Source organism: Fictibacillus sp. b24 (assembly GCF_030348825.1).
GTDB lineage: Bacteria > Bacillota > Bacilli > Bacillales > Fictibacillaceae > Fictibacillus.
Genome location: NZ_JAUCES010000005.1, coordinates 3,807,779 through 3,828,145, shown reverse-complemented (window position 1 = coordinate 3,828,145; position 20,367 = coordinate 3,807,779). Strand labels below are relative to the sequence as shown.

Genomic DNA, 20,367 nt, shown 5'->3' with positions numbered 1-20,367 from the left:
AAAAACCCCCAGTTCAAAATTGAACTGGGGGTTTTCTAACAAGTGATTTTATAAAGAATTTATATATTTAGCGCTTCTAATTGTAGGACTATCGTCAAATGCTAAATTAGAACTACTTCTAATAGTAGGTGAATCATCAAAGGCTAGTTTGGAAAATTTTCTAATAGTAGGTGAATCATCAAAAGCTAATTTAGAAAATTTTCTAATAGTAGGTGAATCATCAAAAGCTAGTTTGGAAGATTTTCTAATAGTGGGTGAATCATCAAAAGATAATTGTACCTTATTAATTTTAGGTGAATCGTCAAAAGTAAAAGATGAACTCATGTTTGATGAGAGAACTAAACCTAGTGCAAGAGTAAGAACCACTAGTTTCTTCATTTTTTTTCCTCCTAGTATTATACTATATTTTTCCTTGCGTTATTTGCAATTCGATAATATGTGCTAGCTTTTTTATAGAGTGCTTGGTCAAAATAAACATCAGCTAGCAATTCTGAATACTTCGCTACATATTCCCAGTTACTTCTGTTTTCAAAAAAACTAATAACGTCTTTACTAATTAAAGATTCGAACTTCGCATCGTAGTTTTCATTTATTTGGTATTGAAGAACCTTTAGATGATAATATACTTCTAAATCGTTATTAGAATATTTATATCCTTCTTCTACATATTCTTCAGCTCGTTTATAATCTTTAAGTTTTAAGTATTCAGTAGCAAGCAAAAATAATGTTAATGCTTTTCTTTTCTTGGTTTGACTGTTTCGATATTCAAGACTTTTTTTAAAGTAATCTATCGCCTTAAGGTGTTCATTTTTGCACGATGTTACATAACCTAAATTATGGTAGATAACACCACTCATAAATTCATCTTTAAATGACTTGGAGTACTTAAGAGCATTGTTTAAATGGTATTCTGCTAAATCGTAATTTTTAGCTCGTCTATAACTAATAGCTAATAGTACCTGGCAGTCGGCACTTCTGCTGTAATTATATTCCTTGTCAAATATTGAAATAGCTTTAAAAGCATAAGTAGTAACCGAATTTATTCTCATTAAAAAATTATAAGTAAGTGCTAATAAGTAATATAAAATTGCTATCTCGGTTTCTATAATATTTAAACTTTTACCCAACTCTCCTTCAGCTAATTTTAGAAATTGAAGTGCGTCATTATATTTCTCGCTATAATTATAGTGCATACCTTGTAGTAAGAAATAATTAAATTTTTGATCTTGAGTCAGTTGGTCAAAAACCTTTTTCACTTTTTCTAAAGCTAAATTTGCTTTTTCTAATTCGGGTAAATCTTTTACCATATAATACTTTGCTAAATATAGATTAAAAGTAATCATTATCTCAGGATGTGTAACATGATCAATTTTACTTTCAACTTTAGGAAAAAAATTTATCGCCTCGTCAAACTGCCTATTAACCATCATCATATTCCACTCATTCAACATTTCGAGGATCTTACTCTCATCCACTTCCTCGGGCGAAATACCCAGACGTTCACAAAGCATGTTAATGACTTCTTCGCTTGATTTGGCGTCCCCTTTCTCAATTTTACTCAAGTATGAGACAGAGCAAATTCCCTGTGCCAGCTCTTCTTGGGTTAGGCCCTTGGTTTTCCTATAATATCTTATTCGTTGACCGACCATAAAATCCCCCTTTCAGAACTTGGGAAAATTGTCATGCAAGACCCCTAATAAACAAGTAACTATCCTACCATTTTTCCCAATACAGAATAAACGCATTGTTTGATAAGATAAATATAACAGAAAATACAAAGTTTTTGCTAGAAATTGATAATTTTGAAAAAACGTTTTACATAAATCCTATGTCAGCATGGGGCCGGCGTCAAATATGAAGGGAGAGAGTACAATGGCTAAAATGTATAAATTATCATCACGAGCTGCAGAGAAGAATGAATCGCTGTACGTCTCACGTGATCCTGAACAGGCCGGAAGTGTAGTAAGAAATGAGGAAGGTGCTTTTACCTACTCCGATGTATTCATGGACAAACAGAAAAATTACTGGTTCTCCAAAAAGGTAGAAGATCAATCCAAGGATCATAAGCTCTTCATTTTTGACTATAAGAACGGCTGCTTAAAATCTCAGATCGTTAAGGGGCAACCTAACTTTTATGAATTTGAATCGTGTGTCGTTGTAGCTTGTGAGGGTGATGGTTCAAAAGGCTCAGTATTAATTTTTTCTAAAAATGAACCTGAACTCTTGAAAGAATGGAAAGTGAACGGGTACCTGTGGGAAGTTGAGATGAACCAAGATGTTCTGTACATTTCCTCTTATATAGTAGAAGAAGATCAAGCGGTTCTTTATATCATCCGCAACGGCAAGAAAAAACGCATCAACCTTGGTAGCAACATGGCACCGACTGATATTTTATGTCATGAGAATCTTGTCTACGTTTCCGGTGCACCTGTACTAAACGGAGATCCTAAGAAAATCATGGTGTTAAATGAAAAGGATAAAGTCGTTACAGAATATAAATTATCTATCTCACCTCGTGCACTATACCAGGTAGATGACCACCTGCTTGTTTATGAGCTGGACCTGGCAACGGGTAAGAGTGAGCGAATCGTATATATTGATATGAAGACAGGAGAACAGAAGGAACATGAAATTCCTCATTCAAAGATCGTTGAATGCACAAATGATTCTCTGTCACTTTTAGAACAAAACAGCAAAACGCTATATATTTGGGACCATTGTAACCGCAGAATCATTAATACCCAAAAAGTAGCAGATCAGTCTAAAGTCATATAATTGTTGAAAAATCCTGTGTTGCTGCACAGGATTTTTTTATTACCTTAAGAAAGTAACATGAAAAGGGGGAGATTAGATGAAGTGGCAAGGTGCAAGCTGTATTTGTGTGCATGATGGGAAGCTGTTAATGGTCCTGCAAGGATTACCTCAAGAGGAAAAAAGGTGGAGCGTTCCGTCTGGCGGAAGAGAAGGAAACGAAAGTCTTGAGGCATGCTGTATTCGTGAAGTGTGGGAAGAGACGGGTTATGTGGTGAAGATTATCCAGAAACTACATAGTAAAGAGGGTATTTCACAAGGCATCCATTACAATGTGCAATACTTTTCTGCTGAAATGATCAGCGGATCCCCGGCAATTCAAGATCCAGATGGTTTAATCTACGATATAAGATGGGTATCCTTGGAGGAGTTAGACACCCTTACTTTGTCGTTTCCAGAAGACCGGGTATTGTTGTGCAGTTACTTGTCTCAGTCTGAGAATCTAACTTAAGGTTTACCTTGTTATCGAAAGGGAAATCTATTTTGGAGGAGGATTGAAGTGAAACCAGTTTTCGCTACAAAAGAGAATCTTCAAAGTTTACTTGATTGGTGTAAAGACGCACCTGAATATCAAAAATCTCTTTCTACCTATATAGAAGATCGTGACGACACGGCTGTAGTGATTTTAAAAGATGGTACAGAATTAGCTGCAATTGGCTTATTAAAGGTAATGACAACGGAAAAAACAGGGTCGATTTGGTTGTATACGAAGAATCCTAAGCAAAACCATCCGGAAATGATGCAGTTTTCACTGAAATGGTTGAGGCAGAAAGGCGCAAAGGATTATACGGTTGTATAAATATATAAAAAATATAGATAAAATAAAGGATGGATCAAGAAATGGAACAGACAAGTGTATATGATTGGAAATGGTACCGTCATGATTGCCATAATGATACCATTCATCAACTAATATCGAACAACAAAGGCTGTAAGAATTGGCTTGAGAATATCCAGAATGAAAAAGTTAATTATTTACGCATTGAAAAAGAGGACAATGGCGAGCCGATAGTTAGAGGTTCTTTAACATACAAACAAGACCCTGAGAATCAATCTGACTTCGAAATCTTTCACTTTTATATAAGACGACAATCTCTTATCACGGTAGGACTGGACCTTGCTCGAATTGAGGGTGATTACAGGGAGTCATGTAATCATTTGATTTTAGAGGAAAAGACACCAGTAGAAGGTTTTTTAATTTTGTTAGGTGAGTTGATAAACCATTTCCTGGACGGTATAGACGAATTAGAGTTCAAACTAAAGGAACTCCAAAGAGATGTTCAGCAAAATAACCATACAACATTATTGAACAGTATTTACGATCGCCGAATTGAACTGATTAACTGGAGTGACTTAACGCTTCCTGTTCATGAAACACAGCTGGCCATAAAAGAAGCATTTCTTGATGAAATCACGGAAACGACGGCTTACAAGAGGATTGAAACAAGAATTGATCGTACAACAACGCTTCTATCTCATTACAGGCAGGATATCGACACTTTATTAAACTTAGAAGAGGTTCTCTCCTCACATCGCGGTAATGAGATCATGAAGACGCTGACGGTGTTTACTGTCATATTCACCCCTGCGATGGCGATCGGGGCAATTTGGGGAATGAACTTTAAAAACATGCCAGAGCTTGAGTGGAAACTAGGCTATCTGTATGCCATGATTCTAATTGTAGCATCTACACTAGCTATTTATCTGTGGTTACGTATGAAGGGCTGGACTGGAGATTTATTAACAGGAAAGAAAAACAAGAAGCATTTTGACTAAAAAAACTGTGGAAATGTACGATAAATAAGAGGAAACAGGCGAATTTTGTCGAACGGTATCAATTGATAAAAACGCCTGTTTTTTTATGGCGACAATTAATGTATTTCATTTTGATTTCAACCACAAAAGAAAACATAAATCATACGAAGAGTTATGGAGATTAAATGACTAACGGGAGCGGAAAGAAATGAAAAAAATAAGCCTTTTTCTTGTTCTTTCACTTGTTATGCTGATGCAGACTCAGTTTGTACAAGCGGCGGGTGAGAACACACCAGAAATAAAAAGCGAAAGCGCCGTAATGATTGATGCTAAAACAGGAGATATTTTATATCAAAAAAATAGCTCAGAACAAATGTATCCAGCGAGTATTACAAAAATCGTTACAGGCATTCTGGCTATAGAATCAGGCAACTTAGATGATTCCGTTATTGTTAGCAGTGAGGCAGTTAAAGCTGATGGAACGCGAGTATATCTTCTTGAAGGAGAACACGTGCCATTAAAGAAACTTGTGCAAGGATTGCTGATCAACTCAGGAAACGACGCAGCAATTGCGATTGCGGAATATGTAGCTGGTGATGTAGCTTCGTTTGCAGATGAAATGAATGAATTTGCTAAAAAAGTAGGAGCAGATAACACTCATTTTGTTAATCCAAATGGACTGTTTGATGTAGAACATTATACGACAGCTGAAGATATGGCGAAGATTACTCAGTATGCGATGAAAAATGATGTCTTTCGTGAAATCGTAGCTACAAAAGAATTGCCTTGGGTAGGTGAAGGATGGGACACGACTTTACGAAACCACCACCAATTATTGTGGGACTATCCAGGAACAGTAGGTGTAAAGAATGGGTATGTTGATGAATCCAAGCATACTCTTGTTACAGCTGTTTCTCGTGATAACTTAGATGTAATCATCGTCACGCTAAAAGCTCCCTCAAGCCGCGCTGCTTATTGGGATACAATGGCGATCGGCGACTACGGATTTGCAAACTTCGAAAGACAAACCCTTTCTGCTGGAAAAAAGATTGAAGCGGAAAACGGAAAAACATATGAACTAAAAGACGATTTAACCGTTACTTTGCCTAAGGGGGAAAAACCGATTCAGAACGTTACTGCTGATGGTGAACTGCAACTGAAGGATTCGAGCGGAAACTTGCTGCTGACTCACACGCTTTTTAAGGAAAAGAAAAAAGAAGCGCCGGCAGCAGCTGAGACGGAAGCGGTTGAGGAAGTAGACTCATCATTTATGCAGAAGATTGTTAAAGCAAGCATATTCTTATATTCTGGATTACTTCTGCTTCTGGCCTTTCTTGTGATCTTACGCATGCGCAGCCAAAAACAAAAACATAGAAAAATGAGACATGTAGCTCGCAGTTACGTGAAATAAACCGTCATTAGGCGGTTTTTTTATTTGCTTGAATGAGTTGAATTTACTGAACAATAGTGTTATCGGCATGAACGAGAGAAAAATCAACAAAGTTTAATGAATATCAACCAAGTTCAGATGTATATCAACAATATCACAGTAAATATCAACAAAAGATAGGACAACGACCATTTATAGTATATAATTACATTAAATTACAAAATTCGACAGTCGGAGTTTCATACATGATACGTAATATAAAACTAGCTCAACTATTTATTATTGGGAGTGCCTTCATTCAGGCTCTCCATCATTTTTTTATAGAACGAATGGAGCACTTTTTTATTTTTATTTTCTTATTTCTTATCGGATATCTACCAGCATGGGGCATTAATCAATTGCAGGAACAATGGACTAAATTAGTCTTTGTTCTGTGCAGTGTCTATATCGTTGCACTGTCGTATTTCTTTGTGTCTTATCCAATTGTGCAAGCGGCGTATTTCTTTTTGCCCGTCTCTGCCCTTTTATTAAATGATAAAAGACTGTACTATGTTTCAAGTATTGGCGGGTTGTTGACGTATCTGCTGCTAGCGAAAGAATCGCTAAGTGACTATCTTGCTTTCATATCGATTTACATCGTCTTTTGCCTTCTTCTATTTATGGCCCAGAAAGTCGTCTATCAGTCTGTAGCAGAAAAAGAGGCGATTCAGCAAGGGGTAAAAGCATTTTCTTTAGCAGTTGAAGCAAAGGACGTATATACCCAAGGACATTCTAAAAGGGTAGCTCTTTATTCAATGATTCTTGCTAAACACGGGTCTTTTAAAGAAGTTGATCTTAACGAACTGGAATTAACCGCGCTGATTCATGATATCGGAAAGATCTCAACGCCTGATGCTGTACTTATGAAAAACGGTAAGCTTACAGAAGAAGAATACGAAATCATGAAAAAGCATCCTGTTGACGGTATGCTGCTAGCTAGGTCGTTCGGTTATTCTGAACGGGTGCTGACGGGAATTCTACATCATCATGAAAGGTACGATGGTCGTGGTTATCCGTATCAAATAGCAGGACAAGATATACCCATTTACTCTCGAATTTTGGCAGTTGCCGATTCTTTTGATGCAATGACAAGCAACCGTGCTTACCGCAGAGGGATGACCCCATGGGAAGCAAAAAAAGAGATCGAGAATCAATCAGGGAAAATGTATGACCCTTTTATAGTAAAAGTCTTTATGAGTGCTTATTATGATATGCTTCTGATCTGTGAAGAGAACACAGAAGCCTCTTTAACTGACATTTCGGCACAAAAAGAGATATCTGCTGGATTATTCGAAGGAAAAAACAGTTAAGCTGAAGAAACATAATAGATGAAGTGATTATACATAACAGGAGGAAGAAGAAATGAATGCGACTGTTTCTTTAACTGAGACTTTATTGGAAGAACTATATGTTGTTGTACGAACGACGAATGGTCTATTAAAGAAAGCGAATCCTTCTGTTTATGATTTTCGTCCGGCTGAAAATATGCGCTCTTTCTTAGAACTTGCTAACCACTTAGTTCAGATCCCGCATATAGATCTAGCCATTCTGCAAGAGAAAACAGAAGATGAAGTTCGTCAGCTGGAAAAAAAGTTATCTGCTGGAAATGTAGCCGAACTGACGCATGTTTTAGAGGAAGGGTACCATTTAGTTAAATCGTACTTTTTATCACTTTCAGAAGAGGATTTTCTGCGAAAAGAAACAAAAGCGTTTTATGCAGAAAAAGGCGCCACACAGGCAAAGTGGCTCGTGGAAATTGTAACGCATGCTTTTCATCATAGAGCACAGTTGTTTACCTATTTAAAACAGACAAAACACGAAGTGAATATGTTTGACTTGTATTAGAAGCACTGGTGTTCCTGCCGGTGTTTTTTTCTTTAAGCTCGACTTCCAATGATTCTTCCTGTAGTATGGGTGGTTCAATTAAAAGATGCTGCTTAGCAGATTTACTAGCAGGAAAAAAGAAATCGTTATTGAATCTTTTATGAGATAAATAATTGGTATTGTTAAAATACATCTAAGAGGTGATGTTTCGTGTACACCGTTTTTTCAACATTTGATGTTCCAAATGATAAAGCAGAAGAAGTAATCAATATATATAAAAACCGCTCAAGATCTGTTGACGAAGCAGATGGCTTTGTAGACTTCTTATTATTGCAAAATGATAAAAGAGCGGGTGAGCTTACCGTGCAGCTCATATTTTCTACAAAAGAAGATTATTTGAAATGGGTAAGAAGTGAAGAATTCAAAAAGATTCATGATCTAGAGAAGAAATATCCAGATAAAGAATTGGCGGCTGTCGTACCAACTGTAAAACAATATAAGGTGGTTGCCAAATGACGGAATTTGACATAAATGCTATGGTAGAAAGAGTAACTGAGAAAATTTACGAAAAAGATCCTACACTTGTTGAACGATATGGTGATAAAGGCAGAGCGAAATGCATTGAAGATAATCATCACCACTTCAAGCATCTAGAAACAGCATACGAATTGGACAACAGTACTTTCTTTACAGAGTACGCTGTTTGGTTGAACGGTATTTTGCAAAAGTTCGGGATGAGTGTAGAACTACTAATGGATAATTTCAACTTTATTATAGATGTTTTGCGAGATGAACAGCAAAAACATACGCAAGAAAATACCCGTATTGGTATTTATATTGACTATTTAAATCAAGCGAATCATGTTCTGAGTGAAAAATCAGCAGCGCATTAGACAAAGGAGAGGGTCCAACCATGGCTATTTCAGAAGCGGAAAAACTGGCTCGGCTGTTTTTAGAAGGCAATCATGCTGAAGCATTGCGTTTCATTAAACAGCAGCCTGATCAAAATCGCATGGTTTTATTTCGAGACCTGTTTACTCCTGCAATGTACATGATTGGAGACCTCTGGGAAAATAATGAGATTTCTGTTGCAGATGAACATTTAGCAACAGGAGTTTGTGATTTTGTTCTTTCCAGGCTCTTTCAAGTGTCAGCGGATGAAACAAAACGCGAAAAAAAAGCGATGTTTCTGTGCTTGCAAGGTGAACAGCATTATCTTGGAATTAAAATGATAAATAGTATCTTCGAAGAAAAGGGCTGGGAAACAAAATACTACGGAGCAAGCCTTCCTCTAGAATATGCACTGAAATCTGCTCTGCAATGGAAACCAGAAGTCATCGGACTCTCGGTATCCATTGTATACAATCTGCCTGTGCTTAAAAACTATGTTAGAACCCTGTCAGCTCTTCCTAATAAGCCGGCCATTTTAGTAGGTGGAAGACTTACGGAAAAGTATGATTTAGATCCATATGTTAACAACCAAGGAATCATAATAAAAAACCTCCAACAGGCAGAACAATGGCTGGATGAGTATATAGAAGAGAGGATCAACGCCTAAAGATGAGCTGTGGATTACCAGTACCTTACGTAAAAATGAATAAAGATGGCGTTATTCTTATCAAATCTTCAAGAGCCGCTGACCTGTTAGGTATGCAAGTAGATACTATTCGTGATTGTTTTGATGAAGAGAGTCATAACAAACTAATGAAGTTTATGATGCCTTTTAGCGGTGAAAAAACATTTGAAGCCAATATTAAGGCCAAGGATCAGCCTTTTCTTCTATGTGATGTTTCTATTTCGTGGGAAGCAGAATTTGCACACGTTGTATTTATACCAACAGGCAAACATGTTCAAGGACTTGAAGAAAAGCTGCTGGAATTAAGAATGCGGCTATCCTCGACTGACTTTGAACTTTTTGAGAAAAAAGAAGCGTTAGAAGATGCGATGAAACGTCTTGATGAGTTATCAGGTCCATTTATTCCTATTTCTGAAAAGATGGCATTTGTGCCGTTATTCGGAGACATAACAGAAAGTAAGATGATCACTGTTACAGGGAATGCCCTAAAAACTGCTTATGAAGGTCAGTTTGAGGAAATCTTTTTTGACTTGTCAGCCACTGGCGAAATGGATGAAAGCGGCGTACAGAAATTAAGCGAGCTATTCCGGATGCTTCATTACATGAATGGGAAACCCGTTAAGATTATTGGCGTTAAGCCTAAACACGCTAGGCAGCTGAATTCACTGGATGTGGATTGGCCAGTATATTTTGAAACTTCATTAAAAGAGGTTTTGATCGAACATCTCCAAATAGATAAATAAAAGGCTGTTTTTGCAAACGTTGTTGCTTTTGGAAGTAAATGATTTCCGTTCCAGGCTGCTCGCTTTCCGCGGGGCAGGCGGTGAGCCACATTTGGACGTTTCACTCTTAAGTGTCTCACCTGCCCGCCTGTCCCGCAGGAGTCTCGCACCTTGCACTACAATCATTGAACATAGAAGACAACATTTGAAAGCAACAATCTTTTAGAAAAGAGCGAAATATAAAAGCACCTCGACGCTACGAGGTGCTTTTTTACATGGACAGAAAGTATAATTTGTTAGCCGGTTCGAAAGCCCAGCTAATTATAAAGGCTTGGAAAGAGACCTGTTCTCTTATCTACCATCTTTTTTCTTTCTGTGAAGTGAGGCTAGGATGATGGGTGCGAGAGCGGCTCCGCCAATCAATCCGAAGATGTGGCCCATAACATTAATCCGTGCGTTTAAAAAAGTAGTAACTAAGCTGATCCCAAGGACAACTAAAAGAATTTGCGTATTCGCTCGATCAATATACTGCCTGTGGTTATATAGCATATAAACATAAATACCGAACAGTCCAAAAATCGCTCCTGATGCACCAATATGAGCATATGAAAGCGGCAGAAGCAAAAGTGTAGCGATGTTTGCGATTAAACCAGCACCTACATACCCGATAATAAACCGTACCTTGCCTAAAATGCCTTCGAGTGCAGGGCCGAACAAAACAAGGGAAAACGAATTGAAGATTAAGTGGCCAGCAGCTTCATGTGTAATGATAGGTGTGAACAAGCGCCAGTACTCTCCAGCAGAGATGTAATAATTTGACCCGACCATAAAATGATACAAAGAGGTGCTAAAAGGGGTAAAATTAATAAATAGAAACACAATAATATGGGCGGCGATTAAGAAAGTTACGACTGGATAGCGCCTGGTAAAGGTTTGAAAGCTTTCATCTCTTATAAACATGTAAGAATATCACCCTTTTTTATATGAAGTGTTTACATACCGATTCGTCTTATTTCAGTTTACCATGTACAAGGAATTAGGGCGAAAGATATAGCTGCAGAGGAGTATTTAACAATGATTGTTGGAACAGGCATCGATATGATTGAATTAAAAAGAATTAAGCGGGTTGTTTCTCATCAGCCTCGGTTTCTAGAGCGTGTATTAACACCGTTTGAACAAAAACGGTTTCAATCTTTAAATGGAAACAGAAGGTATGAATACTTGGCCGGCAGGTTTGCAGCTAAAGAAGCGATGGCTAAAGCACTTGGAGTGGGTATTGGTGCAGAACTTTCATGGCATGACATGGAGATTAAGTCGGACGAAAAAGGGAAACCGTTTTTGACATCCCCTTATCCTTATTTATGCCACTTATCCATTTCTCATACGAAGGAACATGCAGTGGCGCAAGTGATTTTAGAAAGCTCGTCAAGCTAGTCTGCATATTGTCCAGGGTTGTCTCATATATTGTAATGCGGTAGAAGGGGTAGTCCTTTGCAAGATGCAGAGTTAGTCCCCCTTCAATGTCGAAATTACTTTGGGACAAAGGGGATGGCAAAAAATGAAGAAAACACTGTCAATGATTTTGACGGCGTTCATGATCTTACTGGTTCTGTCAGCATGCGGTGAACAAAGCCAGAGTGATGTTCTGGATTCTTTGGAAGAGAGAATGGAATCCATGACAGGCTACAAAGCTGAAGCCAAGATGACGTTAAGCACAGGTGAAAAGCCACTAACGTACGATTTAGAGATTTGGCATAAAAAGCCGGATTTTTACCGTGTCAGCTTAAAAAATGCTGAAAAAGATCAAAGTCAGATGATTCTGCGCAACAAAGACGGAGTATTCGTGCTAACACCAGCTCTAAATAAAAGCTTCCGATTCCAAAGCGACTGGCCAGAAAACAATAGCCAAGTGTATTTGTTCCAATCACTTATTTCAGATATCCTAAACGACACGGACAGAGGATTTAAGACGAAAGAAAAAAGCTATGTTTTTCATACAAAAACAAATTACCAAAACAAAAACTTGTATCAGCAAGAAATCACACTTAACAAAGAGCTAGATCCAAAACAGGTCCGCATCATGGATCAAGACCAAAAAGAGCTTGTGAGACTGGATTTCTCTAAAGTTCAGTTTAACGCTAAGTTTGATAAAAACTCTTTTGATATGGAATCCAATATGTCGAGCGCGCAGTTCGAGATCCCAACTTTTTCAGGTGCTGGAGAAGAATTTGAAGTGCTGTATCCGACTTACACAGCTAACTTAAACATCGTTAACGAGCGAGAAGTCGTTCAAGGTGAAGATGATTCTAAAGTGGTATTAAACTATGCAGATGCAGAAGAAAATAAATCTTTTACATTGATGCAGCAGAAAAATAACGCTGTGGAAACAGCATCGCGACTAACGATGTCAAGCGGTGAACCGGTTGATTTAGGGTTTACAGTAGGAGCGATGACGGACCAGTCGATCACTTGGAATTATAATGGTGTTGATTATTTCCTTGCTTCCAATAATTTAGGCCAAGAAGAGCTAATGGCTATTGCACGATCTGTATATGGAGAGGCTATTAAATAATTCCTACATTATTATAGTACGATATGAAACAGGCTGGCGAAGACGCTAGCCTGTTTTTGCTTTGTTGTGAGGGGTATATGAGGACAGCAGTTTGAGCAAAAATTGTCGAGGTTTGTACACTCGTGGATATATGTCCAAAACTTTTGGATTGAGGAGCAAAACTCGTGGATAAACTCTTAAAACTTTTGGATTCCGCACATGAATTTTGAATTAATGCAGCTAAATACCCTTTAGGTATCAATGTTTTTAATGAAAAACCGCTTAAGATAACCGTCATATACTTACATAAAATGGCCTTTGAGGGTAAAATAGAAGGCAACAATCAAGAATTAGCAGGGAGGCAATCATATGGATCAACATCATTTTTATCGAGATACGTGGGCAGAAATAGATTTGGATAAAATCAGCCGAAATATAAAATCATTTAAGAAGCATCTCCCTGACCAAAAAATAATGGCTGTTGTTAAAGCAAACGGATATGGACATGGCGCTTATCAGATCGCACGAGAAGCGTTAGAGTCAGGAGCAGAATGGCTCGCTGTAGCGATGCTTGATGAAGCGTTAGCTTTAAGAAAACAAGGTTTAACTGCACCGATTTTAGTTATGAACCGGGTCCGTCCCGAATATGTTAATCTTGCGGCAGAAAATGAGATCTCTTTAACAGTCTTTCAGAAAGATTGGCTGGTTGAAGCAGAACCGTATTTAAAGGATACGAACCACCAGCCTTTGAAAATTCATATTAAGATTGATACGGGTATGGGCCGTGTAGGAATATGTGATGAAAGCGAGCTTCATGAAATTTCTCATTATACGAATCGCTCTGCGAAATTTCATCTTGATGGTGTTTTTACACATTTTGCTACAGCAGATGAATGGGAATCCGATCTTTTTGAGGAACAAAGAAAGAAGTTCATTAAATATATAGACTTGCTTCAAGAGTGGGGAATGAAGCCAGCCCTCATTCATAGTGCGAATAGCGCTGCAGCTTTGCGAAAAGTAGAAGGTCCTTTTAATCTCGTTCGTCTTGGCATCAGCATGTATGGATTAGCACCTTCTGGAGAATTAAAGAAAGACTTGCCGTTCTCATTAGAAGAAGCGTTTAGCCTTCACTCACAGCTCATTCATGTTAAAAAACTGATGCCTGGAGATACTGTAAGTTATGGAGCTACTTATACAGCAAAAGAGGAAGAGTGGGTAGGCACCCTTCCGATCGGTTATGCTGACGGGTGGCAAAGAAGACTTTCACCGGGTGCATCTGTTCTGATTAAAGGCGAGCGTATGCCGATAATTGGCCGAATCTGCATGGATCAGTGCATAGTAAGGCTTCCAGAAAGAATGATTGTTGGTGAAGTTGCTACATTAATAGGCAGTCAAAAAGATGAGAGAATAGAGATTGATGAGGTAGCGGGGATAGCGAAAACAATAAATTATGAAATTCCGTGTCTCATTTCTGCTCGAGTGCCGAGAGTTTATGTGAAAAATGGTCGAATTTCAGAAAATATGAATGTAATTCTAAATTTTTAGCAGAATATTAGAAGGACTATTAAAAATTTTGTAGAATAAATAACTTGAAATCGCTTTGCAAATGGAATATTGAAGTGATAAGATTATATGTGGTTAAAAGGAATTTGATCGTAGTATAGCTTTGCGCTGGAGGTGTATGTTGTGTCCGAATTGAACACAAAACGAATAGTGATTAGTCTTCCTCAGAAATTATTAAGTGAGGTTGATCGTGTCATTAAAAAAGAAAATTTGGACCGCAGCGAATTTATCCATCAAGCTACTGAGATGTTTCTTCGCGAGCGGAAGAATAAGCGTCAGTTTCGTGATGAGATGAGACAAGGTTACATGGAAATGGCTAAGATCAATCTAACGATTGCCTCAGAAGCATTTATGTTAGAGGAGGAAGCCGATCATACCTTGGACCGCTTAGTTAGCGGGGTGTAGTCCTTGATAGTCAAACGCGGAGACGTTTACTTTGCAGATCTTTCACCGGTAGTTGGTTCAGAACAAGGCGGAATTCGCCCTGTACTGATAATCCAGAACGATATCGGAAACCGTTTTAGCCCTACTGTAATAGTTGCTGCAATCACAGCCCAAATTCAGAAAGCAAAACTACCAACACACGTTGAAATAGATTCTAAAAAATACGGCTTTGAACGGGATTCAGTTATTTTGCTTGAACAGATCAGGACGATTGACAAGCAAAGATTAACAGATAAAATAACACAACTGGATGAAGACATGATGCGCAGGGTAGACGACGCATTGCAGATCAGCACAGGTCTGGTTGATTTTTAAATCTCATATCACAATTTAGGAAACTGTCTGACAGAATGTCTGGCGGTTTTTTATTTTATCTACTGTTTATTACAAAAGTGAATTTATAACATGGATTACGCTTTCATTTTTACAGTTTTTTGTATTGCAGCTTTTGGTATATTTTGTTCACTTTCTTCACTGACAAGTTGATTGTAGTGGAAGATGCGAGACTCCTGCGGGACGAGCGGTCAGGTGAGACCCCTAAAGTCGCAAAGCGGCAGGGGGCTCACCGCACGCCCCGCGGAAAGCGAGCATCTGTAACGGAAATCAACCACTTTCAATAGCACGAAGCATAAGCAAAAAGCTATAAAAAACAACTGGAAAAAAATACATGTTTAACAATTGTCATCTTGGGTTATATATCCAAAGTTAGAAAAAGAGTAAACATTGCACAATATATACAGAAGTGAAATAATAGATATTGATACTAAAAGTAGTGGGGGTGCAAGAAAAATTGGACAACTTGATTGTACAGATGGTCAATGAGAATCAAGAGACCCTAAAAAATAATTGGCTAAAAGAAGTCAACCTCTTTAAAGAAAAGGAACTAGCTGGGACTACACTTAAATTTAGTGATGAGACCGATCAGCAGTTTTTTAAAATGTTAATTAAACACATTAATTATCATGATATATCTAAAGATGGAACACTTGATGAGTTTTTTGACCAAGTGCTTCATACAGGCTTACCTTTGAGCTATATAACACAAGGACTTCAAGCTGCACGCCGTGTTATCGTCAACTTTTTAGTTCAGACAGATATGGACAAAGAAAAGCTTGCGTCCGTATATAGAGAAATCGACAGATGGTTAGATCCTATTCTTAACCAAGTGGTGGAAAATTCATCTCAAATTTGGGAAAGAACCGTTTCTATCCAAAAAACAGCATTATTAGAACTTTCCGCTCCGCTTATCCCGGTTTTCAACAACATCAGCGTCATGCCTCTGATTGGTTCCATTGATACGGAACGTGCAAAGCTGATCATGGAAAACCTTTTAAACGGAGTGATTAAATATCGCTCAGAAGTTGTGCTGATTGATATTACAGGTGTTCCAGTCGTGGATACGATGGTAGCCCATCATATTATTCAAGCGGCAGATGCTGTGCGTTTATTAGGATCAACATGTATCCTAGTAGGAATACGACCTGAAATTGCACAGACTATTGTAAGCCTGGGTATTGATTTAAGTCTATTCCCTACGAAGAGTACTCTTCAAAAAGGCATGGAAAACGCACTGGAGATCACAAATCAGCAGTTAATTAGCAATAAATAGGGAGTGAGGGAAAAAAAAATGAGGATTCCTATTTTAAAATTGCACGAATATTTATTGATCACCATTCAAGTAGAAATGGACGATCAAACAGCCCTTCAATTTCAAGAGGATTTGCTTAACAAGATTCATGATACAGGGGCAAAGGGAGTTGTTATTGACTTAACGTCAGTAGACATGATTGACTCCTTTATTGCAAAAGTTCTTGGAGATGTGGTGAGGATGTCAAAGTTAATGGGAGCTCAAGTTGTATTGACAGGAATACAGCCCGCAGTTGCTATTACTTTAATTGACCTTGGAATTTCAATGAGGGAAGTTTCGACAGCACTTGACTTAGAACAGGGGCTTGATAAATTGCGTCTGGAACTGGAGGGATGATTATGGACATCCAATCCTGTGTTGAAGTACGCAATGAGTGGGACATCGTAAGTGCCCGTCAACTTGGAAGAAACATGGCTAAAGAGCTTGGTTTCGGAAATGTTGATCAAGCCAGAATCACAACAGCGATTTCCGAACTTGCACGTAATATCTATTTATATGCCGGTCGAGGAAAGATTTGCATCGAACCGATCAATCAATTAGGAAAAAAAGGACTGCGAATCGTAGCCTTAGATAATGGTCCTGGAATCCGAGAAATCCGAAAAGTTATGGAAGATGGCTATACGACTTCCGGCGGATTAGGAGCTGGATTGCCAGGCGTGAAGCGTTTAATGGATGAATTCTCGATAGAGTCCACGGTTGACGTGGGAACGGAGATATCTGCTACTAAATGGCTTCGTTAGGAGGAGAGCTCTTGACTGCAAAGGACGCACTAACTGAACGTTACCAAGATTTATTATCAGTCTATCTAAAAGCCAAAACCGAGACGACACTCTATAAAGCCCAGCAATTTAGCAGGAAACTGCTGGAGCAGCAGATATCACCCGAGGATTTAGTGAGCTTACACATTCAAGTAATGGACGAGCTTTTCCCGGATATGTCGGAAGAGATGAGAGACTCTTTTGACTTTCTGCTTGAATCTATGATTGGCTATGGCTTCGCTTACCGCGAACATCAAAGTTTGCGGGATAAACAGCAACAGTTGGAATCTGAAATTGAAGTTGCCGCAAGCATGCAGCAAACATTGCTGCTTAGCGATGTACCTGAATTTGACGAGTTGGACATTGGGGTTGTAAGTGTTCCGGCTAAAAAAATGAATGGTGATTATTATAATTTTGTTAAAAGCGGCAACAGTCTCAGTGTCGCTGTAGCTGACATCATTGGCAAAGGCATACCCGCTGCACTCTGTATGTCTATGATTAAATACGCGATGGACAGCTTGCCTGAAGAACAGATGAAACCTCATCTTCTGCTGGAAAATTTAAACCGTGTTGTTGAACAAAATGTTCATAGCAACATGTTTATTACGATGTTTCATGGTGTATATGAACCGGAAAGTCATAAATTCTACTATGCCGGTGCCGGTCATGAACCAGGATTTATTTACAATGCAAAAGAAGATAAGTTTCATGATCTTATTGCTAAAGGCCTTGTTCTCGGGGTTTCTCGCACAACAACCTATCATCCGTATGAAAAGGAGATAGAAGTTGGAGATATGGTCATCCTGCTTTCAGATGGAGTGACTGAGTGCAGGACGAGTAAAGGGTTTATCGAAAGAGAAGAAATTGTTTCTCTCATTCGTAAATATATGGATCTACCCTCTCAAAAAATTGTTGAGAATGTATTTCAGGAGTTGGATCGGCTTCAAGGATTCGAGCTCAGAGATGATTTTACTTTAATTATTTTAAAAAGACTGGTTTAAACAGTATTCAATTAGGGTAAAGGTACCGTATGGTTCCATACAAAGCTTGGGGGGAAAACAATGAATTTACAAATTAATCAAGGCCAAATAAATGAAACATATGAATTAAAACTTACCGGGGAAGTAGACGCATATACGGCTCCGAAACTTAAAGAAGTTATGCTTCCGTTAACCGAAAAAGAAGGAAACGTCGTAATCGTAGACCTTTCTGGTATCGAATATATGGACAGCACAGGATTGGGTATTTTTGTAGGAGCTTTAAAGTCTTCTAAAGCCAACAATAGCTTTTTAAAGCTTAGAGGCATGACTGAACGTGTAAAACGCATCTTTGAAATTACTGGTTTAACTGAGGTAATGGACATCGAAAGCGGAGTAAAGGGGGAGGCGCTATGAGAACAGCGTCCGACTATATTGAAATGAACGTTCCGGCAAAGCCGGATTATGTGGGAGTAGTCAGATTAACGATTTCTGGTCTGGCAAACCGCATGGGTTTTGCGTTTGATGAAATTGAAGATATTAAAATTGCAGTTTCAGAAGCCGTAACGAATGTTGTAAATCATGCTTACACTGAAGGAGATCATGGCCAAGTTCGCATTGGCTGCAATATACATGATGACCGTATGGAAATTACGGTTGTCGATCAAGGAAAAAGTTTCGACGTTGAATCTATCTCAAAAGATCTTGGCCCTGTAGATGGTAAATCAGTTGATCAACTGCATGAGGGAGGTTTAGGCCTCTTTCTGATAGATACACTAATGGACAAGGTAGAAATAAGCAGTGAAGCCGGTGTCGTTGTAATGATGACAAAGTATCTTCACAGAGATGAGGTGGAGGAACATGTCGACAGAATCTCACCAGCGCCTTCACAGTAAAGAACAGGTCTATGCATGGATTGATGAACTGCAGCAAGATCCTAAAAATGAAGAAATTCAAACAAATCTTGTTTTGCAGTACCAAGACTTAGTACATTCTCTTGCACGAAAGTTTTCTAAAGGGAAAAGCATCCATGACGATTTAGTTCAAGTCGGCATGATTGGTTTGCTTGCAGCTTTTAGAAGATACGACAAAACGTTTGGCAGATCTTTTGAATCATTTGCCGTTCCAACAATTGTTGGGGAAATTAAACGTTTTATTCGTGATAAAACATGGAGTGTGCATGTACCGCGTCGTATTAAAGAATTAGGTCCGAGAATCAAGAAAGCCGTTGAAGAACTAACGACTCGCTTGCAAAGATCACCTAAGATCTTTGAGATCGCTGAGTTCCTGGAAGTTTCAGAGGAAGAAGTTCTAGAGACGATGGAAATGGGTAAAAGTTATCAAGCTCTATCCGTGGATAGCTCTATTGAAGCGGATCAGGAGGGAAGTACGGTTACACTTCTCGACTTAGTGGGATCCAACGATGATGGTTTTGATCAAATCGATAAAAGGCTGCTTTTGCAGAAAGCATTTGCTGTTCTTTCTGAACGTGAACGTGAAATCTTACAGTGTACGTATTTTGAGAACCTAAGCCAAAAGGAAACGGGAGAACGTTTAGACATATCCCAGATGCATGTTTCTCGACTGCAAAGAAGAGCATTAGAAAAGTTAAAAGAAGCGTTGCGAGTATCGCCTTCGGAGGCACTTAGATGATCGAACACTATCAATTTAGCAGAGCATCTGTTTCCTCTTATCAGAAACCTAAAAAGGGAAATGATCTTTGCGGAGATAGTTTTTACGTGAAAGAAACGGAAGATTATTTGATTTGCGCCGTTGCAGATGGTTTAGGGAGCGGCAAAATGGCGAAAGAGGCTTCAGGAGCTGCTACTGACATTATTGATCAGCATCATCATGAATCAGTGGAACAGCTGATGCATCTTTGCAATGAGGGGTTAAGACATACTCGTGGTGCTGTAATCGCAATTGTTAAAGTCGATTATAAAAATCACACAGCCACTTATTCAGGTGTAGGTAACATCCGTTTTATGATCTCTGCTGAAAGACAAAGAGCCATACACCCTTTAACGAAAGCGGGTTTTCTTGTAGGAAAGCCTGAACGATTTAAAGTACAGGACTTCAAGTTTGAAAAAGAGTTAACGTTAATGCTTTATTCCGATGGTATGGATATTCATACTCAAAGCCGTTCACTGTTAACGAAAATGATCTCGCCGAAAGAGTCCGTCATTTTTATAAGTGGATTGCCTCAGGATATTAACGATGATGCTACATGCATCGTAGGACAAATAAATATTAGTTAGCTAAACATCATCCATATCAAGATTTTAGGATGGTGTTTTTTGTTTTTAAAT

Annotated in this window: 29 protein-coding genes; 25 read left to right on the top strand and 4 right to left on the bottom strand. The window is 38.5% G+C overall.

From position 1 onward, the window contains the following. Positions 1-48: 48 nt before the first annotated feature. Together QUF49_RS20135 and QUF49_RS20130 are read right to left on the bottom strand one after the other, a co-directional pair. On the bottom strand, positions 49-378 hold the full coding sequence (locus QUF49_RS20135; RefSeq protein ID WP_289497454.1) for a hypothetical protein: 330 nt from the start codon (positions 376-378) through the stop codon (positions 49-51). 17 nt (positions 379-395) lie between these two features. Then, positions 396-1,649 (bottom strand): tetratricopeptide repeat protein, encoded by a 1,254-nt coding sequence (locus tag QUF49_RS20130; RefSeq protein WP_289497453.1) that lies wholly within the window; start codon positions 1,647-1,649, stop codon positions 396-398. A 223-nt stretch (positions 1,650-1,872) separates the two neighbouring features. Here QUF49_RS20130 and QUF49_RS20125 point away from each other — a divergent pair, with 223 nt between their 5' ends. The 11 genes from QUF49_RS20125 (at position 1,873) to QUF49_RS20075 (ending at position 10,138) form a co-directional block, all read left to right on the top strand. Continuing rightward, on the top strand, positions 1,873-2,775 hold the full coding sequence (locus tag QUF49_RS20125; RefSeq protein ID WP_289497452.1) for a hypothetical protein: 903 nt from the start codon (positions 1,873-1,875) through the stop codon (positions 2,773-2,775). Between the two features lie 76 nt (positions 2,776-2,851). Then, entirely contained in the window at positions 2,852-3,262 is a 411-nt protein-coding gene (locus QUF49_RS20120; RefSeq protein ID WP_289497451.1) for an NUDIX hydrolase, read from the top strand. Positions 3,263-3,310: 48 nt separating this feature from the next. Further along, positions 3,311-3,610: a hypothetical protein gene (locus QUF49_RS20115; protein WP_289497450.1), complete on the top strand. Its 300-nt coding sequence runs from the start codon at positions 3,311-3,313 to the stop codon at positions 3,608-3,610. A 41-nt stretch (positions 3,611-3,651) separates the two neighbouring features. Next, positions 3,652-4,587 carry a magnesium transporter CorA family protein gene (locus tag QUF49_RS20110; protein ID WP_289497449.1) on the top strand — a complete coding sequence of 312 codons (936 nt, stop codon included), beginning with the start codon at positions 3,652-3,654 and terminating at the stop codon, positions 4,585-4,587. 187 nt (positions 4,588-4,774) lie between these two features. Beyond that, a complete protein-coding gene (locus QUF49_RS20105; protein ID WP_289497448.1) occupies positions 4,775-5,977 on the top strand; it encodes a D-alanyl-D-alanine carboxypeptidase family protein in 1,203 nt (400 codons plus the stop codon). Between the two features lie 224 nt (positions 5,978-6,201). After that, on the top strand, positions 6,202-7,305 hold the full coding sequence (locus QUF49_RS20100) for an HD-GYP domain-containing protein (RefSeq protein ID WP_289497447.1): 1,104 nt from the start codon (positions 6,202-6,204) through the stop codon (positions 7,303-7,305). Positions 7,306-7,357: 52 nt separating this feature from the next. Continuing rightward, positions 7,358-7,840, top strand: a complete 483-nt coding sequence (locus tag QUF49_RS20095; protein ID WP_289497445.1) for a DinB family protein — start codon at positions 7,358-7,360, stop codon at positions 7,838-7,840. Between the two features lie 189 nt (positions 7,841-8,029). Beyond that, a complete protein-coding gene (locus tag QUF49_RS20090; protein WP_289497444.1) occupies positions 8,030-8,335 on the top strand; it encodes an antibiotic biosynthesis monooxygenase family protein in 306 nt (101 codons plus the stop codon). After that, the gene (locus QUF49_RS20085) at positions 8,332-8,712 is read left to right on the top strand and encodes a hypothetical protein (RefSeq protein ID WP_289497443.1); all 381 of its coding nucleotides are present in this window, start codon (positions 8,332-8,334) and stop codon (positions 8,710-8,712) included. Before QUF49_RS20090 ends, QUF49_RS20085 begins: the two co-directional genes overlap by 4 nt. 20 nt (positions 8,713-8,732) lie before the next feature. Further along, the gene (locus QUF49_RS20080; protein ID WP_289497442.1) at positions 8,733-9,377 is read left to right on the top strand and encodes a cobalamin B12-binding domain-containing protein; all 645 of its coding nucleotides are present in this window, start codon (positions 8,733-8,735) and stop codon (positions 9,375-9,377) included. A gap of 2 nt (positions 9,378-9,379) precedes the next feature. Next, positions 9,380-10,138: a Stressosome protein rsbRB gene (locus QUF49_RS20075; RefSeq protein ID WP_289497441.1), complete on the top strand. Its 759-nt coding sequence runs from the start codon at positions 9,380-9,382 to the stop codon at positions 10,136-10,138. Here QUF49_RS20075 and QUF49_RS20070 read toward each other — a convergent pair. Continuing rightward, a complete protein-coding gene (locus QUF49_RS20070; RefSeq protein WP_289497440.1) occupies positions 10,097-10,303 on the bottom strand; it encodes a hypothetical protein in 207 nt (68 codons plus the stop codon). The genes QUF49_RS20075 and QUF49_RS20070 overlap by 42 nt on opposite strands. A gap of 165 nt (positions 10,304-10,468) precedes the next feature. Continuing rightward, positions 10,469-11,077 (bottom strand): rhomboid family intramembrane serine protease, encoded by a 609-nt coding sequence (locus QUF49_RS20065; protein ID WP_289497439.1) that lies wholly within the window; start codon positions 11,075-11,077, stop codon positions 10,469-10,471. Positions 11,078-11,191: 114 nt separating this feature from the next. Here QUF49_RS20065 and acpS point away from each other — a divergent pair, with 114 nt between their 5' ends. From acpS to QUF49_RS19995, 14 genes are all read left to right on the top strand, one after another. After that, positions 11,192-11,551 carry a holo-ACP synthase gene (gene acpS, locus QUF49_RS20060; RefSeq protein ID WP_289497438.1) on the top strand — a complete coding sequence of 120 codons (360 nt, stop codon included), beginning with the start codon at positions 11,192-11,194 and terminating at the stop codon, positions 11,549-11,551. Between the two features lie 124 nt (positions 11,552-11,675). Beyond that, positions 11,676-12,689 carry a LolA family protein gene (locus QUF49_RS20055; RefSeq protein ID WP_289497437.1) on the top strand — a complete coding sequence of 338 codons (1,014 nt, stop codon included), beginning with the start codon at positions 11,676-11,678 and terminating at the stop codon, positions 12,687-12,689. Between the two features lie 348 nt (positions 12,690-13,037). Beyond that, entirely contained in the window at positions 13,038-14,213 is a 1,176-nt protein-coding gene (gene alr / locus QUF49_RS20050) for an alanine racemase (protein WP_289497436.1), read from the top strand. A gap of 141 nt (positions 14,214-14,354) precedes the next feature. Next, positions 14,355-14,636: a CopG family ribbon-helix-helix protein gene (locus tag QUF49_RS20045; protein ID WP_066239448.1), complete on the top strand. Its 282-nt coding sequence runs from the start codon at positions 14,355-14,357 to the stop codon at positions 14,634-14,636. A gap of 3 nt (positions 14,637-14,639) precedes the next feature. Continuing rightward, the gene (locus QUF49_RS20040; RefSeq protein ID WP_066239453.1) at positions 14,640-14,990 is read left to right on the top strand and encodes a type II toxin-antitoxin system PemK/MazF family toxin; all 351 of its coding nucleotides are present in this window, start codon (positions 14,640-14,642) and stop codon (positions 14,988-14,990) included. A gap of 167 nt (positions 14,991-15,157) precedes the next feature. Continuing rightward, positions 15,158-15,295 (top strand): hypothetical protein, encoded by a 138-nt coding sequence (locus QUF49_RS20035; protein WP_289497434.1) that lies wholly within the window; start codon positions 15,158-15,160, stop codon positions 15,293-15,295. 170 nt (positions 15,296-15,465) lie between these two features. After that, the gene (locus QUF49_RS20030; RefSeq protein WP_289497433.1) at positions 15,466-16,284 is read left to right on the top strand and encodes an STAS domain-containing protein; all 819 of its coding nucleotides are present in this window, start codon (positions 15,466-15,468) and stop codon (positions 16,282-16,284) included. A gap of 18 nt (positions 16,285-16,302) precedes the next feature. Further along, a complete protein-coding gene (locus QUF49_RS20025) occupies positions 16,303-16,659 on the top strand; it encodes an STAS domain-containing protein (RefSeq protein ID WP_066239455.1) in 357 nt (118 codons plus the stop codon). 2 nt (positions 16,660-16,661) lie between these two features. Then, positions 16,662-17,063 (top strand): anti-sigma regulatory factor, encoded by a 402-nt coding sequence (locus tag QUF49_RS20020; protein WP_066239458.1) that lies wholly within the window; start codon positions 16,662-16,664, stop codon positions 17,061-17,063. An 11-nt stretch (positions 17,064-17,074) separates the two neighbouring features. Continuing rightward, entirely contained in the window at positions 17,075-18,082 is a 1,008-nt protein-coding gene (locus tag QUF49_RS20015; RefSeq protein ID WP_289497431.1) for a PP2C family protein-serine/threonine phosphatase, read from the top strand. Positions 18,083-18,142: 60 nt separating this feature from the next. After that, positions 18,143-18,475 carry an STAS domain-containing protein gene (locus QUF49_RS20010; RefSeq protein ID WP_289497429.1) on the top strand — a complete coding sequence of 111 codons (333 nt, stop codon included), beginning with the start codon at positions 18,143-18,145 and terminating at the stop codon, positions 18,473-18,475. Then, entirely contained in the window at positions 18,472-18,954 is a 483-nt protein-coding gene (rsbW, locus tag QUF49_RS20005) for an anti-sigma B factor RsbW (RefSeq protein ID WP_289497428.1), read from the top strand. The genes QUF49_RS20010 and rsbW overlap by 4 nt, the downstream gene beginning before the upstream one ends. After that, the gene (sigB, locus tag QUF49_RS20000; protein ID WP_289497427.1) at positions 18,920-19,711 is read left to right on the top strand and encodes an RNA polymerase sigma factor SigB; all 792 of its coding nucleotides are present in this window, start codon (positions 18,920-18,922) and stop codon (positions 19,709-19,711) included. Before rsbW ends, sigB begins: the two co-directional genes overlap by 35 nt. Next, entirely contained in the window at positions 19,708-20,316 is a 609-nt protein-coding gene (locus QUF49_RS19995; RefSeq protein ID WP_289497426.1) for a PP2C family serine/threonine-protein phosphatase, read from the top strand. Before sigB ends, QUF49_RS19995 begins: the two co-directional genes overlap by 4 nt. Positions 20,317-20,367 lie beyond the last annotated feature (51 nt).

What these genes read in the sequence shown, in the direction of transcription:
- QUF49_RS20135 (WP_289497454.1), bottom strand. Translation starts at nt 378, where the DNA reads ATGAAGAAACTAGTGGTTCTTACTCTTGCACTAGGTTTAGTTCTCTCA.
- QUF49_RS20130 (WP_289497453.1), bottom strand. Translation starts at nt 1,649, where the DNA reads ATGGTCGGTCAACGAATAAGATATTATAGGAAAACCAAGGGCCTAACC.
- QUF49_RS20125 (WP_289497452.1), top strand. Translation starts at nt 1,873, where the DNA reads ATGGCTAAAATGTATAAATTATCATCACGAGCTGCAGAGAAGAATGAA.
- QUF49_RS20120 (WP_289497451.1), top strand. Translation starts at nt 2,852, where the DNA reads ATGAAGTGGCAAGGTGCAAGCTGTATTTGTGTGCATGATGGGAAGCTG.
- QUF49_RS20110 (WP_289497449.1), top strand. Translation starts at nt 3,652, where the DNA reads ATGGAACAGACAAGTGTATATGATTGGAAATGGTACCGTCATGATTGC.
- QUF49_RS20105 (WP_289497448.1), top strand. Translation starts at nt 4,775, where the DNA reads ATGAAAAAAATAAGCCTTTTTCTTGTTCTTTCACTTGTTATGCTGATG.
- QUF49_RS20100 (WP_289497447.1), top strand. Translation starts at nt 6,202, where the DNA reads ATGATACGTAATATAAAACTAGCTCAACTATTTATTATTGGGAGTGCC.
- QUF49_RS20095 (WP_289497445.1), top strand. Translation starts at nt 7,358, where the DNA reads ATGAATGCGACTGTTTCTTTAACTGAGACTTTATTGGAAGAACTATAT.
- QUF49_RS20085 (WP_289497443.1), top strand. Translation starts at nt 8,332, where the DNA reads ATGACGGAATTTGACATAAATGCTATGGTAGAAAGAGTAACTGAGAAA.
- QUF49_RS20080 (WP_289497442.1), top strand. Translation starts at nt 8,733, where the DNA reads ATGGCTATTTCAGAAGCGGAAAAACTGGCTCGGCTGTTTTTAGAAGGC.
- QUF49_RS20075 (WP_289497441.1), top strand. Translation starts at nt 9,380, where the DNA reads ATGAGCTGTGGATTACCAGTACCTTACGTAAAAATGAATAAAGATGGC.
- QUF49_RS20070 (WP_289497440.1), bottom strand. Translation starts at nt 10,303, where the DNA reads ATGATTGTAGTGCAAGGTGCGAGACTCCTGCGGGACAGGCGGGCAGGT.
- QUF49_RS20065 (WP_289497439.1), bottom strand. Translation starts at nt 11,077, where the DNA reads ATGTTTATAAGAGATGAAAGCTTTCAAACCTTTACCAGGCGCTATCCA.
- acpS (WP_289497438.1), top strand. Translation starts at nt 11,192, where the DNA reads ATGATTGTTGGAACAGGCATCGATATGATTGAATTAAAAAGAATTAAG.
- QUF49_RS20055 (WP_289497437.1), top strand. Translation starts at nt 11,676, where the DNA reads ATGAAGAAAACACTGTCAATGATTTTGACGGCGTTCATGATCTTACTG.
- alr (WP_289497436.1), top strand. Translation starts at nt 13,038, where the DNA reads ATGGATCAACATCATTTTTATCGAGATACGTGGGCAGAAATAGATTTG.
- QUF49_RS20025 (WP_066239455.1), top strand. Translation starts at nt 16,303, where the DNA reads ATGAGGATTCCTATTTTAAAATTGCACGAATATTTATTGATCACCATT.
- QUF49_RS20020 (WP_066239458.1), top strand. Translation starts at nt 16,662, where the DNA reads ATGGACATCCAATCCTGTGTTGAAGTACGCAATGAGTGGGACATCGTA.
- QUF49_RS20010 (WP_289497429.1), top strand. Translation starts at nt 18,143, where the DNA reads ATGAATTTACAAATTAATCAAGGCCAAATAAATGAAACATATGAATTA.
- rsbW (WP_289497428.1), top strand. Translation starts at nt 18,472, where the DNA reads ATGAGAACAGCGTCCGACTATATTGAAATGAACGTTCCGGCAAAGCCG.
- sigB (WP_289497427.1), top strand. Translation starts at nt 18,920, where the DNA reads ATGTCGACAGAATCTCACCAGCGCCTTCACAGTAAAGAACAGGTCTAT.
- QUF49_RS19995 (WP_289497426.1), top strand. Translation starts at nt 19,708, where the DNA reads ATGATCGAACACTATCAATTTAGCAGAGCATCTGTTTCCTCTTATCAG.